This window comes from Argonema antarcticum A004/B2 (genome assembly GCF_023333585.1).
Taxonomy (GTDB): Bacteria; Cyanobacteriota; Cyanobacteriia; order Cyanobacteriales; family Aerosakkonemataceae; genus Argonema; species Argonema antarcticum.
This window is the reverse complement of record NZ_JAIQZN010000012.1, coordinates 71,645-95,227: the sequence shown is the minus strand read 5'-3', so window position 1 is coordinate 95,227 and position 23,583 is coordinate 71,645. Positions and strand designations below refer to the sequence as shown.

21 protein-coding genes are annotated in these 23,583 nt (G+C 42.2%); 2 read left to right on the top strand and 19 right to left on the bottom strand.

Annotation, left to right across the window (positions count from 1 at the left end; all coding sequences use genetic code 11):
- Positions 1–214: 214 nt before the first annotated feature.
- Both LAY57_RS07980 and LAY57_RS07975 read left to right on the top strand, forming a co-directional pair.
- Positions 215–1,411, top strand: a complete 1,197-nt coding sequence (locus LAY57_RS07980; RefSeq protein WP_249065878.1) for an RNA-guided endonuclease InsQ/TnpB family protein — start codon at positions 215–217, stop codon at positions 1,409–1,411.
- 66 nt (positions 1,412–1,477) lie between these two features.
- Positions 1,478–1,951 carry a TspO/MBR family protein gene (locus tag LAY57_RS07975; RefSeq protein ID WP_249065877.1) on the top strand — a complete coding sequence of 158 codons (474 nt, stop codon included), beginning with the start codon at positions 1,478–1,480 and terminating at the stop codon, positions 1,949–1,951.
- Positions 1,952–2,034: 83 nt separating this feature from the next.
- Here LAY57_RS07975 and LAY57_RS07970 read toward each other — a convergent pair whose 3' ends face one another.
- From LAY57_RS07970 to LAY57_RS07880, 19 genes are all read right to left on the bottom strand, one after another.
- Positions 2,035–3,411: a glycosyltransferase family 4 protein gene (locus LAY57_RS07970; protein ID WP_249065876.1), complete on the bottom strand. Its 1,377-nt coding sequence runs from the start codon at positions 3,409–3,411 to the stop codon at positions 2,035–2,037.
- A gap of 873 nt (positions 3,412–4,284) precedes the next feature.
- Entirely contained in the window at positions 4,285–5,298 is a 1,014-nt protein-coding gene (locus LAY57_RS07965) for an SGNH/GDSL hydrolase family protein (RefSeq protein WP_249065875.1), read from the bottom strand.
- Complete coding sequence (locus LAY57_RS07960; protein ID WP_249065874.1) at positions 5,295–5,879, bottom strand: YdcF family protein; 585 nt, start codon at positions 5,877–5,879, stop codon at positions 5,295–5,297. Before LAY57_RS07960 ends, LAY57_RS07965 begins: the two co-directional genes overlap by 4 nt.
- 11 nt (positions 5,880–5,890) lie before the next feature.
- Positions 5,891–6,619, bottom strand: a complete 729-nt coding sequence (locus LAY57_RS07955; protein ID WP_249065873.1) for a class I SAM-dependent methyltransferase — start codon at positions 6,617–6,619, stop codon at positions 5,891–5,893.
- Positions 6,620–6,626: 7 nt separating this feature from the next.
- On the bottom strand, positions 6,627–7,826 hold the full coding sequence (locus tag LAY57_RS36155) for a glycosyltransferase (protein ID WP_249065872.1): 1,200 nt from the start codon (positions 7,824–7,826) through the stop codon (positions 6,627–6,629).
- An 88-nt stretch (positions 7,827–7,914) separates the two neighbouring features.
- Positions 7,915–8,820, bottom strand: a complete 906-nt coding sequence (locus tag LAY57_RS07945) for a class I SAM-dependent methyltransferase (protein WP_249065871.1) — start codon at positions 8,818–8,820, stop codon at positions 7,915–7,917.
- Positions 8,821–8,843: 23 nt separating this feature from the next.
- The gene (locus tag LAY57_RS07940) at positions 8,844–9,956 is read right to left on the bottom strand and encodes a glycosyltransferase (RefSeq protein ID WP_249065870.1); all 1,113 of its coding nucleotides are present in this window, start codon (positions 9,954–9,956) and stop codon (positions 8,844–8,846) included.
- A 125-nt stretch (positions 9,957–10,081) separates the two neighbouring features.
- Complete coding sequence (locus LAY57_RS07935) at positions 10,082–11,356, bottom strand: glycosyltransferase family 4 protein (protein WP_249065869.1); 1,275 nt, start codon at positions 11,354–11,356, stop codon at positions 10,082–10,084.
- Positions 11,301–12,740 (bottom strand): O-antigen ligase family protein, encoded by a 1,440-nt coding sequence (locus LAY57_RS07930; RefSeq protein WP_249065868.1) that lies wholly within the window; start codon positions 12,738–12,740, stop codon positions 11,301–11,303. Before LAY57_RS07930 ends, LAY57_RS07935 begins: the two co-directional genes overlap by 56 nt.
- Before the next feature lie 15 nt (positions 12,741–12,755).
- On the bottom strand, positions 12,756–13,439 hold the full coding sequence (locus tag LAY57_RS07925; protein ID WP_249065867.1) for a class I SAM-dependent methyltransferase: 684 nt from the start codon (positions 13,437–13,439) through the stop codon (positions 12,756–12,758).
- A gap of 54 nt (positions 13,440–13,493) precedes the next feature.
- Positions 13,494–14,621, bottom strand: coding sequence for a glycosyltransferase family 4 protein (locus LAY57_RS07920; RefSeq protein ID WP_249065866.1), 1,128 nt, complete (start codon positions 14,619–14,621; stop codon positions 13,494–13,496).
- Positions 14,622–14,624: 3 nt separating this feature from the next.
- Positions 14,625–15,308, bottom strand: coding sequence for a class I SAM-dependent methyltransferase (locus LAY57_RS07915; protein ID WP_249065865.1), 684 nt, complete (start codon positions 15,306–15,308; stop codon positions 14,625–14,627).
- A 2-nt stretch (positions 15,309–15,310) separates the two neighbouring features.
- Positions 15,311–16,402 carry a glycosyltransferase family 4 protein gene (locus LAY57_RS07910; protein WP_249065864.1) on the bottom strand — a complete coding sequence of 364 codons (1,092 nt, stop codon included), beginning with the start codon at positions 16,400–16,402 and terminating at the stop codon, positions 15,311–15,313.
- A gap of 247 nt (positions 16,403–16,649) precedes the next feature.
- Positions 16,650–18,101, bottom strand: a complete 1,452-nt coding sequence (locus LAY57_RS07905) for a glycosyltransferase family protein (protein ID WP_249065863.1) — start codon at positions 18,099–18,101, stop codon at positions 16,650–16,652.
- Positions 18,102–18,150: 49 nt separating this feature from the next.
- Entirely contained in the window at positions 18,151–19,218 is a 1,068-nt protein-coding gene (locus LAY57_RS07900) for an NAD-dependent epimerase/dehydratase family protein (protein WP_249065862.1), read from the bottom strand.
- Positions 19,211–20,545, bottom strand: a complete 1,335-nt coding sequence (locus LAY57_RS07895; protein ID WP_249065861.1) for a glycosyltransferase — start codon at positions 20,543–20,545, stop codon at positions 19,211–19,213. The genes LAY57_RS07900 and LAY57_RS07895 overlap by 8 nt, the downstream gene beginning before the upstream one ends.
- A 57-nt stretch (positions 20,546–20,602) precedes the next feature.
- Complete coding sequence (locus LAY57_RS07890; RefSeq protein ID WP_249065860.1) at positions 20,603–21,667, bottom strand: NAD-dependent epimerase/dehydratase family protein; 1,065 nt, start codon at positions 21,665–21,667, stop codon at positions 20,603–20,605.
- 25 nt (positions 21,668–21,692) lie between these two features.
- Positions 21,693–22,799 carry a glycosyltransferase family 9 protein gene (locus tag LAY57_RS07885; protein WP_249065859.1) on the bottom strand — a complete coding sequence of 369 codons (1,107 nt, stop codon included), beginning with the start codon at positions 22,797–22,799 and terminating at the stop codon, positions 21,693–21,695.
- Positions 22,800–22,839: 40 nt separating this feature from the next.
- Positions 22,840–23,583, bottom strand: coding sequence for an FkbM family methyltransferase (locus tag LAY57_RS07880; RefSeq protein ID WP_249065858.1), 744 nt, complete (start codon positions 23,581–23,583; stop codon positions 22,840–22,842).

Sequence of the window (23,583 nt, the reverse complement as noted above, 5' to 3'; positions counted from 1 at the left end):
CCGCCCCCCCCCCCAACTACGTAGCCATTACCCATTCCAAACAAGAGCGAATGCAAACTTGAGTTAGGATATGTCTAAAGGTAGATGACAATAGATATTCTCACCATTGACTGATTCAATTCACCGAAAAGCGAGCGGGAAGCCCCCGGCTTTTAGACACGGGTCGGAACGCGGCAGCGGCTTTAGCCGCATTCACTTGTGATAAACTTGACAGATGGAACAGACTCTTACTATCGCTTGCAAGCTTCAACCAACTTCAGAGCAGGCCACCAAAATGGATGCTTTGCTGAAGGCGTTTGCAGATGGCTGCAACTATGCCAATGAGCAGGTGAAGTCCGGGATAACCAGTAAAACCACGATTCAGAACTTGGTCTATCAGGAGCTTCGCACTCAATTCGGGTTGAGCGCCAATCAAGCAGTGAGAGTTTGCGCCAGGGTGGGAGCCAATCGCAAAACAGCAAAGGTTAAGGGTGAGGTCGTTAAACAGTTCAGTCCAACGTCTGCGGATTACGATGCTCGAATTTTTGCTTTCAGAGAAAAGGATAAAACGGTTAGCCTGACCCTGTTGGGATGTAGAGAACACATCCCAGTTGTGTTGGCAAATTACCAGATTGGCAAGCTCAAAGGGCGTAAACCCACTTCTGCCCAGTTGTGTAAGCACAAAGATGGATTGTTCTATATCCATATCCAACTAACCGACGAAGCGCCAGACCCCATTAAGTCGGACAAAATTATTGGAGTCGATTTTGGGCGTAGAGACATTGCTGTTACTTCGGTTGGGGATAAATGGGACGGAACCGAGATCAGAGATACTAGGGACAAATTTGCCAGAGTTAGAGCATCGCTCCAAAGCAAAGCAACGAAAGGCACAAGGTGTACTCGCTTTGGAGCGAGAAACATTTTGAAACGGCTGTCGGGCAGAGAGCGACGCTACCAAACTTGGCTAAACCACAACATCAGTAAATTGATTGTCCTGTCCGCGTTGAATAACAATGCTATCATTGCGGTCGAAGACTTGACGGGTATCCGGGAACGCACGAATCAGCAACCCAAAAGCAAAATTGAGCGTAGACGTAGTAATAGCTGGGCATTCTTGCAACTGCGATTGTTTATCGCCTACAAAAGCGTGAAATGGGGGGTTGAAATGGTTGCTATTAACCCTGCCTACACCAGTCAAACTTGCAGCAAATGTCTGCATATCCATCCGGTGACAGGACAGTCCTATCGGTCTGGCAAAATCTTTAAGTGTGGGCATTGCGGCAACCATTGTGATGCTGATGAGAATGGTTCAAGCATGATTTCAATCGTTGGGGCAGCTTTTGTAAACCTGCCTGGAGGTTCGGTACTGGCAAGCGATATCGCAGACCATATCAGGGCTACTGAAAGCCCCCGCATTCTATGCGTGGGGTAGTTTACTCTTTAAATTGGCACGATCGCAACAGGCTATAGCTTGGCGTGGAACAGCAAAGGTATGGGTATGATTAAATCGTGGATGGTAATTGGGGCAGTAACATTATTAGTTGCCTTAGCTAGCAACTTGATTACGCCTAACGATATCAAGTGGTTCAAACGCTTGCAGCGTCCCAAGTGGCTAACTTTTGAGGGCGCAATCCCTATCATTTGGACGCTAGTTTTTATATGCGGAGGCTGGTCTGCTTATATTGTGTGGGAAAAAGACCCAAGCAGCGCCAAAACTTGGTGGCTGATGGCGTTCTATCTGCTAGTAGAAATTACGATCGTCGCCTACAACCCAGTGATGTTAAGGCTACGCAGTCTCAAAGCTGGCACCATTGTTGGCGCTATTGGTTCTATCTTAGGGATTATTTTGGCAATAACGGTCTGGTCTGTTTCTGGTACAGCAGCTCTATTGTTACTGCCTTATGTAATTTGGAGTCCGATCGGAACTTACACAACTTGGGAGATGATTCGCCTCAATCCCGAAGACGAGTAGAGGCTTTCGCGTAGTGCGCCAGAGGCATTAGCATTCTGATGCTGCGAGCAACAGACGCACCCATCTGCCAAGCCGGTATTTTATTAATGAGCTTCTGTAACAGCGATCGAGTCTTCCGATTTCACGTCTGTCAATAAGGCTTGGTTCAATACCTCTGAGTATTGCTGGGCAATAATTTCCAGCGTAAAGTTTGATTTGAGGTAGCAACGACCAGCCCTACCCATCTGATGAGCCAACTGAGTATCGCTAGCCAAGCGGCGAATAAAATTAGCTAGCCCCGTTGCGTCTCCATTGTTGAAGGTTTCACCGCATTTAGCTTGCTCAATCAGCTGGCATAAATAGGAACCTTCCTCACAAATTACTCCGACCGGACGCCCAGCCGCTAAAATGCCGTAAAGCTTGCTGGGAGCGACTAATCCTTCCATCCCCGGACTGATGCTGACTAAAGATAAGTCGCAAGCAGTCAGGGAGTGAGGAAGGTTCTGCTTGTCCTGATAGGGTAAGAGGAGACAATTTTTCAAACCCATGGCGGCAATTTGCTCCTTAGTAGCCTGACGCTTTGCGCCATCGCCAATAAAGACAAACTGGATCGGCTCATCTTCCAGAAGTTTCGCCACTTCCATAATTGTCTCCATATCGTGACAGCGACCCATGTTGCCGGAGTAGAGAACCGTAAATTTCTCTACCAGGTCGTATTGCTGGGCAAACCAGTTATTTTGTTTGGGGATAGGTACGATCCAACTCGGATCGGCCCAGCTGTGAATCACGGCAACCTTGTCAGCTACTTCTGGACATTTGGCTACGATACGCTCTTTCATAGAGGGGCTGAGGACTATAACCCCCTTGGCATTTTTCCAGATTTGTTGGTTAACTAGGTTCCATAAACGAACTAACCAGTGGTGAGCGGGGACCACTTGCAGTTCGACGGCGACATCGGGATATAGATCGTACAGCAAACACACATAGGGCAGTCCAAAGCAGAGATGGGCTAGGTAGCCCAGCAGCGGTAAGAAGGGGGGTGCGGTGGTGATGAGTAAAACGTCACCTCTCCAACAGTTTTTGAGTAAATGAAATGCCGATCGCACACAAAATAACAGGCCGTTGACGGCTTTGCCGCGAATCCGGCTGGGCCAAAGCCTTCCGGTGCGCGATCGCCTAATCAGCATCTTGTCTTTTCGTTCGATCGGTGGAGCATTTTCTTTTTGGAAAGCGTATCCCGGCTGTCCCGTAAAGATGTGGACATATACACCGTCATTCCTCAACCGATCGGCTAACTCTTCAATCAGCTGTCCGGTAGCGGCATAGTCCGGCGGATAAAACTGGGTAATGATAGATAGTCTCACTGGATGCTGCTGTTTTGGAATATTTCCATCTCTTCGGCGACCTGGCGGCTGAGTCACTAACTGGTGCAACTGAGTCAAGAACTGGTGCAACGTATGTTCCCCTTGTAGAATTCCCATTTATCATGCCCTAAAGGTTTCTATGAGGTCAAAAAAATAATGACGCAACCAGAGCAATCCCTTCCCGCAGAGCCGTTCATTTTTCCATATTCAGCCAAAAGAAGGGGAGACCTGGGTTGAAAAGCTCTATCTTTAGCGTCCCAAACCTTCATCCCTACATTCGTTTACTGAGGGTTCCCCCCTGGATACCCCCTCACAAGAGTGAGGCGGGAGGAAGCAAGGCGGGTTGTACCACTTCCTGGTAAAGCCTTTGGTTTCGGCGAAAGGATCTAACGCAGTGCAGTAGCTGACATCAGCCCTTTTGGGGTAGTTTTGTAAACCCGTCCGAAATTCCAGTTTTGTACATAGTGAGCTATTTCGCTGTGTTCAGAATCAGGTAGCTCTATCCCCCGTGGGTAAAGTACTTTACCTATAACCTCTACAAAACACTCCGCCATTATTCCGGATATCCTACTGAAGAGAGTGTATAAATATAGATCCGCGTTGCCAAATCCGTACTCTCGCGGTAGCGTGTCAGCAGTGAGTGTGCTATTGGTATCGCTACCACTGGCTCAGTGACGCTGCCGATGGGGTAAAAGATTCTTCAACCGATGAAAGAATTTTGGATTCTAGGATTTTGGATTGTACCCACGGATGTTAAGTAGGTGGGTGTAAATAAACTGAACTCCCAGAAACCGGGTTTCTCTGAGAAACCGGGTTTCTAAGAGCCTGACAGTTTTATGTTTAATGATGCCCACCTACTTACCGGGGCTTGCAAATTTTAGATTTTGGATTAGATTTGCGATTTGGGGATTTTAGATGATCTCTACGAATGAATAAGTTCGCTTGTTTTAATCTTTTAATCATTTCATCCAAAATTCAAAATTAACTCGGTCAGGGGCTGGTTGGCTTTGAAGGAGGCTTCTTAGGTAGGCAAGCTGTTAACTGGCGAGCTACACAAAGTCGATCGAACAGCTTTTGGGCTAGAGCTTGATTTCCTGGCACGGTCAGATGCACCCAATCTCGAAAATATGTTTCTACCGTCTTTGGCGGCAAGGTTGACCAAGCGGCATGACTGTCAATCATAGGAACCTGTAAACTTTTTAGCAACCGTAAAAACTCGGATTTGTACTGAGGCTGCTTAGGTGTCGGCAGTACGTCATCAAAACTTGGTGTATATAAAACAAAAACTGGTATTTTCTGAGCCCGAACCAGCTTTACAATCTGTTTTAAGATCTCCATATTCTGCTTAAACTGTCCATCCGGGTTGGAAGATGTAGGCGGAGGGAGATCCGCAGGGGCAAAGTTAAGACCTAATTTCAAGGCTAAATTCGGCCAAGCGTAGCGAGTCCAAGCTTCCTGAATCGCCAGCAGTGGAGGATGGGAGGGATAAGCTGGATGATGCCCAACCACATCACTGGTACTGGTAGGCTGAGTCAGATCGTGGGTGCCGATTTGCAGGATGACTGCATCCGCGTTAAAAGTACCGAATTCCCGCAGATATCCAAATGCGTTCCCAATTCCCCAAGAACCGGCTGAGACGTTGAGAACTTCTGCTGGATGTTTGGAAACAGATAATTTCGCTTCAAAAAGTTCTGTAATAGTTTGACTCTGATCTGTAGGATTACCGCCATTAAGAACTGAGTCGCCAGTCATTAATATTCTCAGCTTTCCTGGTGTCTTTTGTGGTGTTATGGGTTCGGAACGTTGAGAGTATTGGTTGTATTCAATATTTTTGCCAAATCTGAATAATTTTTGATTGGGTTGAAATCGATAGCCCGTCTTGGGGTCAGCTTGTACTAACACTGGGTTCCCCAATCCGAAAGCTAGGCGCAGTATCAATTCTGTTGCGATCGAAACCCCAACAACAGAACCGAGTATCCAGTAGTATTTGGCTGGTATCCTCATCGCCAAGCCTCCAAAATCCGATCGAGGCTAGCCCCAGTATGACCTGTAACAATCCAAACTAATGAACGACCAATATCGCGGAGAATGCGTTGCCAAGATTCGGGTGCTTCGCCGGAGGGAATGGAGACGGGGGTGAAGGCGATACCTTGGCTACCGAGAATGAGGGTAGCGATCGCTTTAGCTCGTGGCATATGATAAGCGGAGGTTATCACATAAAGATGTTTAATCTGCCGACTTTTGAAGTCAGCAATTAGAGTTGTAAAGTTGGTCACGGTATCAACGGCACGTCGATCGATATGCAGCCTGCTGTCTGGGATGTTATAGGCGCGAAAAATGCCCGCAGCTACTTCGGGAGGAGTGCCGGTAGAAACCCAGATTTCTAGTGTAGGATGGCCTAAAGCAAATTCACCTGTAAAGATTTCTCGCTCGATTCCTCCTCCAAGGGTAAGGATGGCTTGGGGTTGGGGTGCTTGCAGATGAGCTAGAGCCAATCGTACCGGAATTATGCTAATAAGCAGTACGATGAAGGCAGTGCTGACTAAACAGATTAACCTAAATCGCTTGAGTTTGGGCTCAAACACATTAGCCTTGATTATGAATTTTCCACGTTACACAACCAAATTACCGTGCTGTTCAGCAAATTACCACTCCAGGGAAACGGAGAGAAAATCCGCCGCTCTATTTTAACTTTTTCCAGTAACAATTTTTCGATTTTCCGATAATCAAATCCCTTATGTCCTGTGTACTCTGACTTCAAAGAGTGAGACGAAATAAAACTGTTAGTATCCCATAAAGTAACAGCAGCAAATAGCTCTTTAAAATTATAACGTTCGTAACCATAGTTTCCTTTTAAATTAGCTAAATAACGTCCAATTTGCTTAAACAAAAGAGAAGGCCCAACTTCTATAGGCACAGAAATTACTATTTTAGCTCCAGGCTGGCAATAAATTAAAATTTGCTCCAAAGCTCCTTCAGGATTACCGATATGTTCTAGCGTTTCCGTGCAAAAAATTAAATCGCAACTTTTGGGCGAGATTTTTTGAGATATTTCATTGGGTTGACAAAATTGAAAGCCTGATATGCCTGCAAAGATTTCCTGGGAAGCTGATAGCATATAGTCGGCGACATCAACGCCGGTACCGGAAGTTATTATGCCGCGATCGTAAGCTGTTCTAAGCAGCCAACCGTCGCCGCAGCCATAATCTAGTGCTTTGGTATATTTAGAGTTGCCAAGGACATCTAGAACCGCGTTAAAACGAGAGCGATGTGCCAGACGAGTTAGGGGATTACCCAGTTCGAGCAAACGTTGAGAATAGGACATTTTGCGGTTATGGAAAAGTTATACGATCGGGAAGCCTTTCTCGTTCAATGATAGAGCGATAGACGCCAGTAAGGTGTGATGCGATCGCACTCCAAGAGTAGCGGCGCTGCACCAAATCTTTGCCATTTTCGCCCAGATCTTGCCGCTGTTGAGGAGAGGTAAGCAATTGCGCGATCGCATTAGCCAAAGGTTCGACTTCTCCCTCCACCACCAATCCAGCTTTTGCCGCTGCAATTTCTGGTGCTATCTGGATATCTGGGGTGATAATCACAGGTAATCCATGTGCCAGTGCTTCCGCAACAGCTATCCCGAAATTTTCTGAAAAAGATGGCAAAACAAATATATCTGCTCCTTGCAGCAGCAAATCTTTATCTTGACCTTCAACAAAGCCGGGAAAAGTTGTCTCTGCGGTTAACCCCAAGGATAATACTAAACTCTTCAAATAATTGAGGTAATCTGTTTCACCCGACCCTGCCAATACTAGGTGAAATTTAGATTGTTTTGCCGCTAGCTTGCCAAGTGCTTGTACGAGCAAATCGGGGCGCTTTTTGTAATGGAGGCGCGAAAGAAATAGCACTACCGGCTTTTCTACTGCAATGCCATAAATTTCGCGTAGCTTTTGCTTAGCTTGTGGCCAGTATACTGGCTGATTTACTCCTAAAGGCAAGGTAACGGTCGGCGTCTGAATGCCGAAATTACGAACGTCTTCTGCTTCGCCATTTGAGGTGCAATGAATGGCAGCTGCGCGGTTCAAGTTTTGGCGTTCAATTAGAAAGGTATAAATTTCTTTTTTTAGGCGACTTTGGGCAAGTGCCCAAGGAGCAAGTTGTCCCATTGTCCGAACTGTATAAGGAACGTTTTGCCAACGCGCGATCGCACCAGCACAACTAGAAGAGTATGAGAAAAGATAATGGTTATCTAAAATGTCATAGTTCTTGATGTTTTCCCAAAGCCATTTAGTAATAGCTGGAGAGAATATAAACTCTTTCAGCGGAGGCGAAAACCTTGGCAAAAACCAAACGGGAACTTGCTCGTACTCAATGCGTTGATTCAATGGCACATCTAGCAAAGTAGCGCCATTATCATTAGTAGTAACTATCTCCGCATCAACCCCGCAGTCCCGCAAGGCTTTCACTAGATTTAAAACGACTTGTGTCGGCCCACCAAGAGCAGGGCTTACAGAGGGAATGATATGTAAAACTCTCACCTAGACAACTTCCAGTTCAGTGGTTTGCATTAATTTTGTCAGTGTTGTTTTAATCGTTAAAAACCAAAATTTTCAGTCACTAGCAAAATTACTGATCGAGTCTATATAGCCCAATTAATTGATCGGAAAGATTACATACCCATTGCCGGGGTAGCAAGTCCAAAACTGCCTCTAGGAGAAAACGAGTACCTAAAATCCACTCATTGTCAAAAAATGGCGTTCCGCCATATGTCACAGCCCCACGCCCGTAATCAACGTTTTTAAAGCCTATTTTACGTAAAGTATCATCCCACTCTTTAATGGTTCGGAGGGATATATGTCCATACAAAAAGGCATTATCGGCTTGTATATTGACCTGTTGATGTTCCTCTTTCATCGCTTGTATCTCTGCCTGCATCTTTTGAAGACGAGTTTTGCTCCAGTAGGCACTTTGAAACACATTGGGTTCATTTGGTGTGGTAAGAATAAGGTATCCATTTGGTTTAGTCACCCGCTTGATTTCCTTCAAAAATAACTCTGGTTCTAGAAGATGTTCAATAACTTCTGAACAATATATTATATCTACTTCAGCATCTTGAAAAGGTAATTTCTTTGTGACATCACAGGATATAAAATCTACATTATCAGCCTTGTTGTATTCTTTTCTTAAATTGGCTACCTGTAATGAAGTTGGGTCTGCTTCTAAACCTATGAACTGCCAGCGCGATGATTTTTTTTCTAAAAAATCACGGATTAAAAATAGGTCAATGCTTTCTCCACATCCAATATCTACAAACAAGCTAGGCGCTGTTTTTTCCATTTGAGAATTTAGGAATAGGCTGATATTACGTGCAAATAGTTTGACAATTTCTTGACGTTTACGATACCAAAAGTAATTACCTGAAGGCGTTGCACACCGGAGAGTTCGTTCGTATTCAAATTTACCACCCAAAATTTTCATCAAATTTTTATCTAGATTCATCACAATTGGTTCCTCTTCTAATTTAATGAGCAAAATTGTACTATTCAGTACTTATATTAAGAAAATAATATCTTATCCTGTTCAATTAATCTCGCCAATGTTTGTTTAAATTTTGGAAAACCATACTTTTCAATCACTTTCTGGCGTAAACTGTGGGAATGATACATTAGGGGGTGGGGATAGGTGCCTTCTAAAATCTGAATCAGCGTTTGGGAAATTTCTCCTATATTATCGGGGTCAACTAAAGCTCCCAGTTCGCCGTGGCAAAGGGCGTCGATCGCTCCATCTTGATTTCCTCCCAGGCTTGGTTTACCGCAAGCTAAGGCTTCCAGATAAACTATCCCGAATCCCTCACCTTTGCTAGGCATCGCGAAAACATCGCAAAGGTTGTAATGGTCGCCAAGTTCCTCATCTGGAACAAATCCCGCTAGTATAACGCAGTCTTGCAGGCCAAGTCTAGCAATTAACTCGACGATGCGGGGCCGATCGTTTCCCTTTCCAACCAGGATATAGCGGACACCTGGGATTTTACGGCGAATTTCAGGTAGGGCTTGAATAATTTGGTCATATCCTTTATATTGTTCGCTTTTGTCAAGTCTAGCTACTGTTAGGATAATGGAATTATCCGCCGTCAGTCCATAGCGGGCCATCAAATATTGAGGTTTGGGTGCAATTTGAAAGCGACTGGCGTCAAAAGTGTTTGGCAAGAGTACCACTTTTGCTGGGTCGAGGTTTTGCTCTTTGAGTAGGCGATCGCGCGTGTAGCCACTAACTGAGATAATGCGATCGGCATTTTGCAGAGCAGTTTGTAAGGCTGGGCGATCGATATTCCAAGCATCTACACCGTGAGCTACGGCCCAATAGGGAATACCTGCGATACGTTTAAGCAAGTAGGCAGCAACCGCGAAATTGATATGAGTGGCTATAACTAAGCTGGGTCGTAGCCTAACTCCATCTCCGATGATTTGAGCGGCGAACACAGCCGTTCGTAAAGGTAGAGGTGAAGTTCCCGCAAAGTGAAATCGGACAGAACTTGAGGGCGCGAAATCAGATGATAAGCGAGTGTCGTGTTTTAGAAACACATGATAATTCCCCTCTGGGTACAAACATTGGATCGCCTCTAAAAAAAAAGCTGAGTAAGTTTGAATTCCTCCTTTAAATTCAAACATATTCGGAAACCAAAGATGTATTAGTGATTTTTTGTCTGCCATCGCGCTGTCTAGAATTGCAATTTATATAATGGAAAACTTTTCCATCTTTTCATGGTAGGCTACCGCTGTAATTCTTCTGAAAGTTAAGGATTTTCACCACTATTGCCAAGACTCAAAAGCTGCTTTACCCGACTTGCCAATCTCTGTCGATATAGACTCCAAGTTAGCTGTTCAGCTTGCTTGCGAGCAGATTGTCCCATTTCGGCTAATTCTATGGTATGGCTATAACACCACTCTAGTTTTTGCTTAACAGCTTCTACATCACGAACAGGTACAATAAAACCCTCTACACCATTAGTAATGATATCAGAAACACCCGCGTTAGGCGTAGTAATAATAGGAATACCACAAGCCATCGCCTCTAACACCACTAAAGGAAGTCCTTCCACAAGACTTGGCAGAACTAGAACATTGGCACTACTATAATACTCGTTTAATGAGGCATGGGGTACGGACGGAACATAGCGAACCCCATCTCCATATTTGTCTAAGTAACCTTCGGGAAATTCATTAATTCCAACTATCAGTAATTCCGCCTCTGGCAATTGCAATTGCTGCCATGCTTGCAATAAGTAGTGGACGCCTTTGCGAGGCCCAACACGACCTACAAACAAAGCGCGAAAAAGTTTGTCCGTCTTAGGTTTTGGATAGAAATAATCGATTGGTGCGCCAAAAGGAATTACGCTAATTTTTTCTCGGTTTACACCAGCCTCCAGCAATGAATTTTGCACAAATGATGAGGCAACAAAAATGTGATCTGCCAGGTTAATTTCCTGCTCTTTACGCTCAATTTTCCAAGCAGGCTCCTTAGCCGCTTGTAACACGGAGGCAAATTCTGGAAAGCGCTTAGCTTCTTGAGTTTGAATATCGCGACTCATGCGATAAAAAAGAATAGGCAAATCGTATAAGCAGAGAATTCCTTGCTGTTTAGCAGCTTTAAATGTTGCATATGCTCCATCTTCATAAGCATAAACCCCATCTAAACCTTGCAGATGATGCTGGGAGACATGACGATCCATAGCAGCATAAATAAAATCTACCGTTTCTTGTAAACTAAAGCCTAAATGCTTATTTAATCCCGTCCGTATTAAAGCTATTCGCATCGCTTCTTGCCAAGGATGGCTGCGAATAAAAGCCCCATTCGACGCAATCCATGTCCGCCGCCCCAGTTCATCAGCAACTCGGTTTTTAATTGTTTTTGGCAGTAAATTTAAGTAGCGCGACACCCATCCTTTAGGATTGTAGGCAATTGTCGTAATTATCTCGTAAAGTAAACCAGCTTCCGACAAAGCCAGTGCAGCTTCACGGGAATTCGGATTGCCCATCGGATGAATCAGGGAGATACGCGGAATCGACATTTGAGTTTAACCATTGTAATTGTTGTTGCCAATTCGTCACTTGCTCCAGTCGAGGTAATAAAAATATGAAGCTAGTGAAAAACCAATAGTAAAGTGCGAAAGTATGGTGAAAAACAAGCTGTCCATTAATCCAAATTGCATGGATAAGAAAAGCCGAAAGTGCTAATTGGCGAAGTAAGGGTCTTTTCAATTTACAGAATACCAGGAAAAGAGCAATAATTATACTTATTCTTAACCCATACCATAAAATAAAACCGATCGGGCCTATTTCCAAAGCAATTCGGCCCATTTCTCCCTCATAACCGACTGGAATAACTTCACCTGTTGGTAAATTTAACGCATTGCGAAGCGCTGCACTTCCTAAGTGTGTTGCACCAGTACCAAAGCCGTCAACTGCTTTGTACTTGATAAAGCTAAGCGCCTCTGTCATAGTGCCAAAAACGCGGTTGGATATGTCGCTATTAGCGCTTGTACGGCCAACAAAAGCATCCACAGCTTGCCGAAAACCGAGGAAGCTAGCTATAGAAACAACTATGCTTGGTATAAAGAAAGGCTTGAGCAAACGGACAATACCTGAAGGGTTGGTTAGCCCTCTAATACCTAAGTAACCCACTAGAACTATAACAGCACTAAAAACCGTGCTGCGAGAGCCGGTCATAAAAGAGTTAACCGTTAATAAAAGTAATTCAACAATAGTAGCCCACTGCCACCACTTTGATTGCTTGAATGAAAGTAAGGGCAGCAGTAAACCAAAACACGCTAGTAAGTAGGCTGCGTAATTATTAATGTATGAAAAAGTTCCGGTTATTCGCACTCCTCCAGCTTTTAGATCGCCAGTGATAAAGGTAGCAACCTCTACATTAGCAACTTCGCTTTGAACGTATGAGTTAATGGGACTAGAGGCTGGACTGAAAAACTGAACTATTCCCAGTATACCAACCGGAATCATTAAGAAAAGGTGCGATCGCAAAAACTTATATAGTTCTTCCTCTGTTGGAAATAAAGCAGGGATCATCCAAATTAACGGAATATAGAATAGATAAGTTTTTAGTCCAAACACGCCCACAATGGGGGAACCTAAACTCGGATTAAAAGCCTGCAACAGGCACCATCCTGCTGCCATAAAAATCATGGCATTGACAAAGTGATTTTTGATCGGAAATTTTCCTTCTGAACGCAAAGCCACATAATATTTAATATAAGCTCCTAAAAGAACAAAGTCTTTCAAAAAGTAAATTAGTTCGCTAGCTTGAGGTAATACCCATTTTCGTAGTGCCCCCTCAATAACTACAAGTAAAAATACCACCTTGACAGCACGACGCCAATTGGAGAAGGAGAAGAAAAATATAAATCCAACAGCTAGCAGCGCGATTAGCAGCTTCACTTAATAACTCCTCCGTTAAATAATTGATTCTGCGACAGTCATAAGTGACTCGTAGTTTTTCTTTAAAAGACCAAGAGAGTAGGCAATTTTAATTGCTTGCTCTTGAGAGAAAGCTGACCCAAGTTTGCCTAATAAAAAAGGGCCATACAGGTTATTTTGACGAATAGGACGCCAGTTACAGTGCAGTAGAAGATTAGTAATTGTCTGAAATGTCCAACAATAAAAATGTTGGTCGTTGTCTGGCGCAAGACTAGGCTTTAATTGTACTTCTACTGGAAGAATTAAGATTAATTTACCTCCAGGTTTTACATAGCGGTGAAATCTTTTCAAGTCTTCTGCTGGAGTTGGAGAGTGTTCGAGAGAATGGGATGACAGCAAACAATCGAAATGATTCTGCGGTATCTCTTCTATATTACTTACAACTTTTTGGCCGCGCTGGCGCAGAAAATTTACAGCAAACTCAGAATAGTCAAAAAATGTAACGTCTGGGAGAGCAGCTGAAACTTGCCCTAATCCACAACCATAATCTAAAACTGAAAGGTTAACGTCGAGATTATTAGCAGAAAAGATTGCTGCTTTCCAGTACATAGAAAGCAGTTTATAATATTTTTCATCTGCGAACACTCGCCCATAATGAGAAATATAGTAATCTTCATTATATGAAAACGTGGAATTGTTTTGCGAACTCATTTTTACCATGAAACTTTCCTCAAATCGATAGTCATTATCAAACAACTCGTAGGAGAATCAATTTTAATTTTGGCAAACTACCTCTTCATACAATTCAAGATATCTTTTGGTCAGCTTAACTTCATCAAAAGCGTTTAATTGAATTGTAGCATTTTCAAGCTGTTGCTCAGCCAAAGCTCGATCGGTAATAAGTCTAACCATACATTCATAAAGGGAACGGAAATCTCCATTTTTGAATTTTAGCCCAGCATCTCCTACACATTCTGCGTGTCCACCAAACGCAGAAACTATGATATTCTTACCAGCTGCTAACAATTCTAATGTTACGCCTCCAAAGGGCTCTTCCCAAACTGAAGGAACAACAGCAATATGCGAATTACCAATAATTTCAACTAATTCATTGCCAGATTTAGATCCTAAGAAAATAACATTATTTGTCAAGCCTAGTTCTTCGACAAGGTTTTCTAAAGATGGTTTCATATCTCCATCTCCGACGATCGCCAATTTTTTGCGGCTGTAACTTGGCTCAGAAATTAGTAAATGAAATGCCCGGATTAAATCGGGAACACCCTTTTCGCTAACCAGCCGTCCAACGTAGATAAAATCATATTGGCGATTTTCAATTTTTCTAGCAGCTTTGAACTTATTTAAGGAATAAGGTGTATAAGCGACAACTTGTTTTCTGCATTCCTGTCGTTTAGCTACCCAGTTTGAACAAGCAATATTTAAGTCTACATTATTGGCGACATATCGCCTAACAGCTAATTTAACTGACTCTTTTAAAACATAACTTAAGCCATTTTTTCTGAAGTGATAATTTAGGGAAGCGAGCGGAGTCATAGGAGCAGGTTCACCATCCACCCAACCTAATCCATCTATACAGGAAACTTGGTAGCCGTTGTGTGTCCATATAAAAGGTTTATTGTTTAATTTGGCAAAGGGAAACATGGCTACGCTCGCGCCATTTGAATGTACTAAAGAGCATTGGCGTGTAAGTTCAAAACGTTCTTTTAATGTAGGTTTTCTTATTACTTTATAAATACGCGGTTCTTCTTCTCCATCGGCGATTGTTTCGGTAACAACAAGACATTCATGTCCTAAGCGAACGATATTTTCAGCTAAAGTGGCTGTGATAGTTTCAACTCCACCCGTAGAAGGCCAAAAAACTGAAGAGTAAAGTAGGATTTTCATCTTTCAAGCTGGTTTCTGAGCGATCGCTAGGAAGTTATCGCTGAAACGAATACCTTTCAGGAGTCCTCCAGAAATTGTTTGCCAATCAAGTGTGGGAAATTTAGGAATACCGCCAACATCTGTAAAAACAAACTTAGGTTTAGAAAAGCCAGCTTCCTTGAGAATGCGATCGACGTCTTTGCGTAGGAGTGGGGTGATGTGTGCTGGATAAGAGGTATCGCCAAAAAGTACAAAATGACCTTGTAATATAAGTGCCAATAAAGCTCGCAAACTTTCATTATTCGGTGTACTAAAAACAACAGTTCCACCGGGACGAAGTAATCTAAACCATTCGCGTGCAACTGCTCTGGGGTTTTCCAAATGCTCGATTACTTCTGCGGAAACGATCGCATCAAATGTTTGAGCGGGGATGTCGATTGGATAATTCAAATCCCCGACGATCCATTTAACAGAATCATCGAGTTTGGGAGAATGCTGGATAATATCAATAGCAGTAATGGAACGGAAGCGATCCAATGCCTGAAGCCGCCGAGTTAAATTTCCCTTACCCGCACCAAAATCTAAAATATCGCCGTTGAGATCGATCTGTGTCAATACCCGCTCAAATGCTTCGTAGACTGGATCGCTACTAATACCGCCACTGGTTTCTGCTGCTAGCTGACGCTGGGTTTTGAGTGATCCATCCATACTTAATTATTTTGGCTCAACAGTTGTGTGGCAAAGGTTTTAGCTTGTACCGATAAGTTATGGGTTTGATACCAAGTATAGGCGTTGTTTGCGATCGCCTGCCCTAGTTCCAAATTCAGTCTAGCTGTAGGACGATCGGCTAGCCAATAGTGTTTCCCCGGTGATAAACCATTTAACTCTAACTCAGAATAATACATCCCGACAGGAATTAAACCGTGGGCACAATAAGCCGCAAATATGGTGGACTTGGCTAGGTACTCTGTATTGTAGTCAAAGAAACCGACTATGGAACTTAATAGAAGTTTACTAATCTCTGGTGCCGCTCTCTTACCCATTGCTACTACTGGTATACCATTAACTGCGGAGATATCAAGGCCAGTAGAAGGCCCCACATCTAATATTTCCTCAATCCCCAACTCTTGGCAAATACGTTCCAGAGCGATGAAGGATCTCTGATATACTCGTCGCCGATTGCTGCTTCCACCAAAAACTACCAGTCTTGGAAGACGGGTTATAAGTTGTGGGACTTGTTCTGGTTCACCAATATTAGAAAAAACTGGTAAATTAGGAATTTGGATATGTTTGCCTGAATTAAACTGGTAGAGAATCTGGGCGTAGCGTTGTTCGCTAGTGATACAGCGATCGCTCAGTCTCGCCAGCCGGACAGCCAAGTTCTTTTGCAGGGGGGACAGCCAAAACGAACTTGCCCATATTGGCCCTGTGGCGTAAAGTTCGTGGAACATAGTCACCAAAGTGCGATCGCTACTGGCACGCCGCCACTTTTCCAAGCCGTTAACTAACCAGAAAGGGCAGCCCCGCTTGGCATAGCCATAACCAACATAGTGTAGCAGAATGGTAGGCGATCGCTGACAATTACCATCCAGTACGGATAACAGGTTAGCAACAGAACGTACAGCCACCTTGTTAATAGGAAATCCTTCGATTTCTTTTGCTCCAGCCCAAGACGGGTCGCCCACAACGAAATGCGTTTCTATGCCAAAATCGACGCGGAGTTGCCTAGCCAGGTTAAGGGCATGATCTCCTACTCCGTCGATCGTAGGGGGAAGACCGGAAACAATAGAGATTATTTGCATTAGACTCACAATTTTTAGAAGCTGCCTATAGTATTAAAATTTTTACCATAATTTTTTATCTCACATTCCGCACCCTGTACTGTCACATTCGGTTTTTTAGGGATTCGCGTATTTTTTAATTTAAAGCAGATTTAAATACGGAAACTCTTCTAGCCAGTCAGCAGTCAAGAGTCAAGAGTGCCCCAAAATTTATGGTGTGACACTTGAGGGTCTGGAATGTAGGTTTTATTGGGAGCGTTGGCTAATCTTACGGAATCAGAATAACATCAAAAGGCTTTTTTGGTAGAGAGTTGAATGTTCGGCCTAGAAATTCAACTCTTGGGTAATCTATAGGCGCGTCTGTAAAATTATATTTTAAAAAATATGGAGACACTATCCATGTAACATCGGTAGGTTTATCTTTAAATGATATTGGATCGGCACCTACTGGTGGCAGCATAAAAGTCCATGAAGTGGTATTTTTAGGCAACTTATAGTCAAATACAAATCTAGCAGCTATTTCATCAATAGCATATTTTCTGTTCGGTTTTGCTAATACTGCTTCTCTAATTTCTCGATATTGAGATTCAGGTACATATTCTCTTTCAATCAAAGAGATGATATTTAGACTCTGACTGGAAAAATAAATAATAAGTGTCACCACAGATGGAAACATACTCATTTTGGGTTCCCATTTAATTATCGAAAGAATCGATACAATTCCCAGCCAACAAAAGAAAAAAGCAAACCAAATAGCAGAAGCATAAAGTAATGCGTTCATAATAATTCCTACTTGCAAAGCAATAAATAAAATTTTTAGATAATTTGGAATAGAATATCTTTTCAAAAACACAACAATAGAAAGTGATATAAATAAAAAATAACTAGGTAGAGTAACAATGTATCCGTAGTATTTCGTAATAAGGTTTATAAATATAGGAATTGCTTGAATAGTTGAAGTTCGCCGTAAAGAAGCGTGGAGAATAAAGTCTGATATGAAACGCTGTAAATCGAAATTGATGCAAAGTAAGAATAGAGTGAAAACTACTACTGTTGCTGCGACTAAGGATGAAACTATTTTTATAAAATACGTCCTATTTTTATTTTTTATGCCTCCCCCGTGTATAAAGTTTATTAGAGGTATCGCCACTGCAAAAGAAACTGCATATGCAGCGGTAATGGGTGAAGTTAAAACGGCACTTTCAACAAAACCAAATCCGATCAAATACCGCCACCATTTATCTCGCGTAAGTAGCCATAATCCCAATGCTAAATAAGCCATACCCAGGGCATCTTGACGAAAGCCTGTACTGTAATATGGATTAGGATTGCAATGCCATGCAGCAAAAAGAATTGTTGTACAAATTGCTGTAAGCCTGGGAAATCCGTAAAATCTTAAAATTAGGGCACAATACAGAGAAAAGAGATTATAGCATAAGTATTGAAAGAGACGTAGGCTAGCTGTACTAATCCCAGCAATTTTTAGCCAACCGGCCAAAGTATACGAGTGAAAAGGAGGTTGAAAATAAAACTTACCGCTACTCAATATAGAGTTCCAAGCTTCTATGTAAGGATTGGTTAATTCTCCTCCTTTAGCCAAGTTAATTGCTGCTCCTGTAAAAAAAATATCATCTATACAGGGTAAAGGGTATCCTAACAAAAATAATACAGACCAAAGTGCAAAAATTGGTATTGCTACTGTCAGGATAAAGTTTTTCAACGAGTAAGTATGCTGGCTTATCATAATTTCACATTTTTTTATTTTAAACTTAGACAAAAACATTACTGACTATATCCTTGAATTCATAAATCCACTTATATATGTCAGTCAAAGTAGCTTCAGCATTTCTTTGGGGTTTCCATCCAGTTGCTTGCCTAATTTTACGATAATCTGTAATGAAAATAGGAACGTCTCCTGGTCGGTTTTCCGGTACTGGGGTAATAGAAATATTATGTCCAGTATTTTTTTGGCAAAGCTGAGTTGTTTCATAAAGTGACAATGTATTTTCCGCTCCACCTCCCACATTAAAAGTTTGTCCTTTCAGTTTGTCAAAATTATAAATTTGTAGATCGATCAAGTCTAATAAGTCTGCTATATGTAGAAAGTCTCTGATTTGCTTACCTGTTCCTCCATAACCGATATATTTGAGCGATCGCCCAAAGTAATGAGCAGCCATCCACAAAGCAAATACACCTTGATCGACCTTCCCCATTTGCCAAGGGCCAGTCAGCACGCCACAGCGATTAATCAATGTAATTATACCATAGGCATCCGCATATTCAGCGATAAGTAATTCTGATGCCAACTTAGTCGCACCATAAAGCGATCGCGCTCCATCTAGCGGAAATTCCTCTGAAATTCCCTGACTTGATACTCCTGGCAAAGACTGCTCATCCACAAGTTGAAAGCGGGTTTCTGTTTCGGTAAATTTCAAAGCGTTGAGATGAGCGATCGGATAAACTCGACTTGTGGACAGAAATATAAAATTGGCCTGAGTCTGCCTAGCCAGTTCCAAACAGTTAATCGTTCCCACTAAATTTGTTTGCAGTACATAACCGGGAGAATTATATCCTGCTAACACCGATGGTTCGGCAGAACATTCTAAAATTAAATCTGGTTCCAGCGCTATTGGATCGAGGTCTTCTTTATTCCGTACATCACCGTGAATAAATTCAATTCCTACCTGCTTAAGTCTAGGCAAATTTAACTCTGAGCCCCGTCGCTTCAAGTTATCCAAAGCAGTAATTTTCCAATCAGGATAGCGTTCGGCTAACCCCAGTCCCAAAGAGCTTCCTACAAAACCCGCTCCTCCTGTAATTAAAACTTTTTTACTCATCGCATTTGACTCCTAAGTTGTGCTGATAATGCTTGCGTACATAGTCTCCTCTAGAAAGCATTTTTTCCAAAAAGATATAAAGGACGATGAACAAGTAACGGCTCCCCATTTCTTTAATCTTCAACTTAGAAATTCCCGTTTTTCGATTGCGCCATATAATTGGAACTGTTGTATAAGAATAACCCCTAATTATTGCTTTTAAAGGGATTTCAACCGTTAAATTGAAGTGATGAGATAAAATAGGATTCACACCCTCTATCACTTCTCGACGGTATATTTTAAAAGCATTGGTTGTATCGTTATATTTTAAACCAAATAATACCTGAATAAATAGGTTTGCTAGGCGATTCACTACTAACTTATGAATTGGGTAGTCAATCACTTTTCCACCTTTAATAAACCGGGAACCAAACACGCAATCATAGCCTTCTTGCAGCTTGTAATAGTAATCCACTATATCTTCTGGATCGTCAGAACTATCTGCCATGACAATTGCCACGACATCTCCTTGAAAATTTTCTAAGCCGCAACGCACCGCAAAGCCAAAACCATTGGGATAATAGTTATTAATATAACGCACTTTACTGTTTTCATAATTTATTTCTTGTAAGATTTCTTCGGTGCGATCGCTACTATTATCATTAACAACCAGAATTTCGTAAGGAATACTTTTTTCTGCTAGCGACTGACAAATAGACTCAAGGGTCTGTACGATACAACCTTCTTCGTTGTGTGCGGGAATTACTACAGAGAGAATATCTAATTTTCTATCATTTGTTAATTGCGAGCGTCCTATCTCTCCCGCATATTGTCTTGGCAAACCAGAAGTGTTTTCCAAACCAGGCCCTAATCCCTCTGGGTAATAAAGTCCAGGCGATATTTCTGCATTACTCTGGGATTTTTTGTTTTTAACCTGCGTGTTAAACACCAGTTTGTCGCTAATCAAATAGTTGAGGGTAGCGCTTACCAGTACCCCCATAATGGTATTAATTGCATAATTTACACCCAACCAATCCAGGACAGGGAATATAATAAAAATGCGAGCTATGATTGCCGATCCAGCTGATATATGGTAAAGGGGTAATTGCCGCAATAAAACTTTTTGAACTGTCCAATCACCCCCCGGCCAAACAAAAATTCGGTAGATGAAAAAACTTAACAGCAATGATAGTTCAATTGACACTATATTAGCTACATTTCGTAAAACAGGAGTGTCAAATCCCAGGATATCGATCAAGCAAAATATGAGTAACAAATTGAAGGCTGCTGCTACGCCACCTCCTACAATGAACTTAAATATTCGCCCCCGAAATAGTTTTGATAACATGACTGTAAAGTTCCAGAAAGAGAAGTTTACAAACTTAAGTTAATCCCTGTATTAATGCTAGAGCCATCTACTTAAATTTAGGGTAAAAATCTCTTTTAAAATTTCTTGAATACCATAAGTGAGATTCCATTCAGGATAGTGATTTTTGAATTTATCAATATCGCTAATCCACCAAATATGGTCTCCTATTCGGTTTGACTCTTCATACATCCAGTTAAGCTTTTTATGAGCAATCGTCTCGCAATATTGAATTGCTTCTAACATCGAACAATTACTAAAACGACCTCCTCCGATATTGTACACCTCAGCCACACGGGGATTTTTGTAGAAATGATAAAACGCATTGACTAAATCGTAGCTATGAATATTATCGCGAACTTGTTTGCCTTTATAACCGTAAATTTTGTAAGTTTTTCCAGTCATAGTACATTTCATTAAATAAGAAAGAAAGCCATGTAACTCAGCACCAGAGTGACTAGGCCCAGTCAAACAACCGCCGCGAAAAGTAGCTGTTTTCATACCAAAATAACGGCCATATTCCTGAACCAATATATCGGCGGCAACTTTAGAAACCCCAAACAAAGAATGTTTGCATTGGTCGATGCTCATATTTTCGTCAATACCCTTCCTGTAAGGGTGGGTTTCGTCAATCTCCCAGCGCAATTCTTGTTCAGTCAATGGTAAATAATTTGGGGTATCTCCATAAACTTTGTTGGTTGAACAAAAAATAAATACAGCCTCCGGGCAAATTAGGCGAGTATTTTCTAGTAATACTAGAGTGCCATTGGCGTTGACTGTAAAGTCAGTGTGAGGATCGCTAGCAGCCCAGTCGTGGGAAGGTTGAGCAGCAGTATGAATAATCAGGCTAATATCTTTATCATAGGTGTTAAATACTTGAGCTATAGCTTCTCGATCTCGAATGTCAATTGCATGATGGATATAGTTTTTTCCATAATCTTGTAATAAGCGATCGCGGTTCCATTCTGTGGAAGCACCTTTGCCGAAAAAAGTCTCTCTCATATTGTTGTCTATGCCCACAACTCTATAACCTTTCTCGCAAAAGAAACGTACTGATTCGGAACCTATTAGTCCAGCAGAACCTGTCACAATAATAATGCTCATAATCTCCGGTGTACCTGTGTGCAGATTAAATTTCTAACAACTTACAAACAATTGACATCACCTCGGTCGGCGTATAAATTTCCTGTCGCTCTCCCTCCTTACCAAATATATGACAAGTTCCATCATAACCCCACTGAGCAGTATGTAGTTTAGCTGAAGTAAAACAATCTCCAAGCAAAACAACCGTAGGTATAGAGAAGGCAGCAGCGGCGTGCATTAACATACTAGAGTTACAGATTGCCAAATCAGCAGCAGCTACCAGCGCGAAAGTTTCTCTTATTGTCAAATCTCCCGCCAAATTTTGCACTAAGCTGGAAATTGCCGCTAATTCTCTTCCGGCCTCGCGATCTTGCTTGCCTCCCACAATAATAACTTCTAAGTGGTCGATCGCAGTCAGTATTTTTACCAAAGCTGCGTAATTTTCCAAAGGCCAGCACTTTTCCGCAAAGCCTCCCCCTGGGCCAATAACGATGCGCTTCGGTCGTCGGTCTGCTCCCTCAACCCTTCGCGACCAGCGACGCTCACCTGCCTGTCGTTCGCTCTGACTTAAGAATATCTGCGGTCTGCATTTTGGCAGTTCAGTCGCCCCTAAAAGCTCCGCAAAACCCAGAGCAGCACGACCAACGTGCTGCCACTCATTAAACTCAACGTACTGCTGCACTGCGGAATGTCCACCTGCATATCCCCGCACCCCCAAGCGATAGGGAATACCTGCACGCACCATCAACAATGAACCAAAATAGCTTCCTAAAACATCAATACCTACATCAAAATGACGTTTTTCCAACTCCTGAGTCTCAGGTGAAAAAGCAATATAATTGAGTGCATCCCACCAATTTTGATTTGAAATAAATTTGTTGTTCCAAGGCGCGTTAACAGACAGTATTTCTGAAAGATAAGGATTTAGCTTAATAGTTTCTACGTTCCATTGACCGACGCCAGCTACAATATAAGCATCAGGAAAGCGCCGCCTTAACGCCTCGAAAAGGGGAGTGACTATTAAAAGATCGCCAAGGTCGTTGTTCCGTAAAATAAAAATTGATTGTACTTTTTCTGGTACATTATTATGCTTGCTAAGCATCCGGCTTACCAACCAGACTATTGCCTCCACTACGATTCTTTTGGCTGACATACTTGTTTACAAAATTTTATTTATACGCATAAGTAACCTTTTAAGTTGACATACGTCTTGACCAAAGAATACCAACCGTACTCTCCCAATCTATTTGCGGAGATACACGAACAATACGATGACCTGCCTTTTCAATTAGCTCTTGTAGATCTTGAATGGTCTGTTTATCAAACAGATGATACTCCATGCAAAAGTTGTGAGTACGCTTAAGCAGTTCCGTATCTTGTAAAATAGACCACTCTGAACCCTCACAATCCATCTTCAACAGATCGATTTGAACTCCTTCAGCCACTTCAGATGGACTGACACAGTTGACAGTTAAATTACCTTCGTTACTGATGCGTCCATTTGTAGAGTCAGTTTCGCTATCCAGCATTACCAACCCCGCCTGGTCAGCAACAGCAAAAGGATATACTTTTATCCGAGTCAAATCGGCATTTTGTTCAAGCCAATTTAATGCCTTTGGATTGGGTTCGTAGGCATATATATCAGCATCGGGAAACAGTAAGCTGCAAAGCTTGCTAAATAGGCCAACATTTGCACCAATATCCACGATTACTGATGGCTTAAAGTGTTTTGAATAGTTAAAAATATCATAGCAGTCGTCAACAATAACCTCTCCATAACAAGTTAACGAACCAAGATCGTCGCCAGCAAGTATCTGAGAAGTTTTACCATTGGCTGCAATCCAATAAGGCGGATGCACCATCGCCATTCTAAAGTAGTGAAACCTGGAGCGTAATATAAGATTTTTAAGGTGGTTTATTTTTTCAATTGCTTTCAT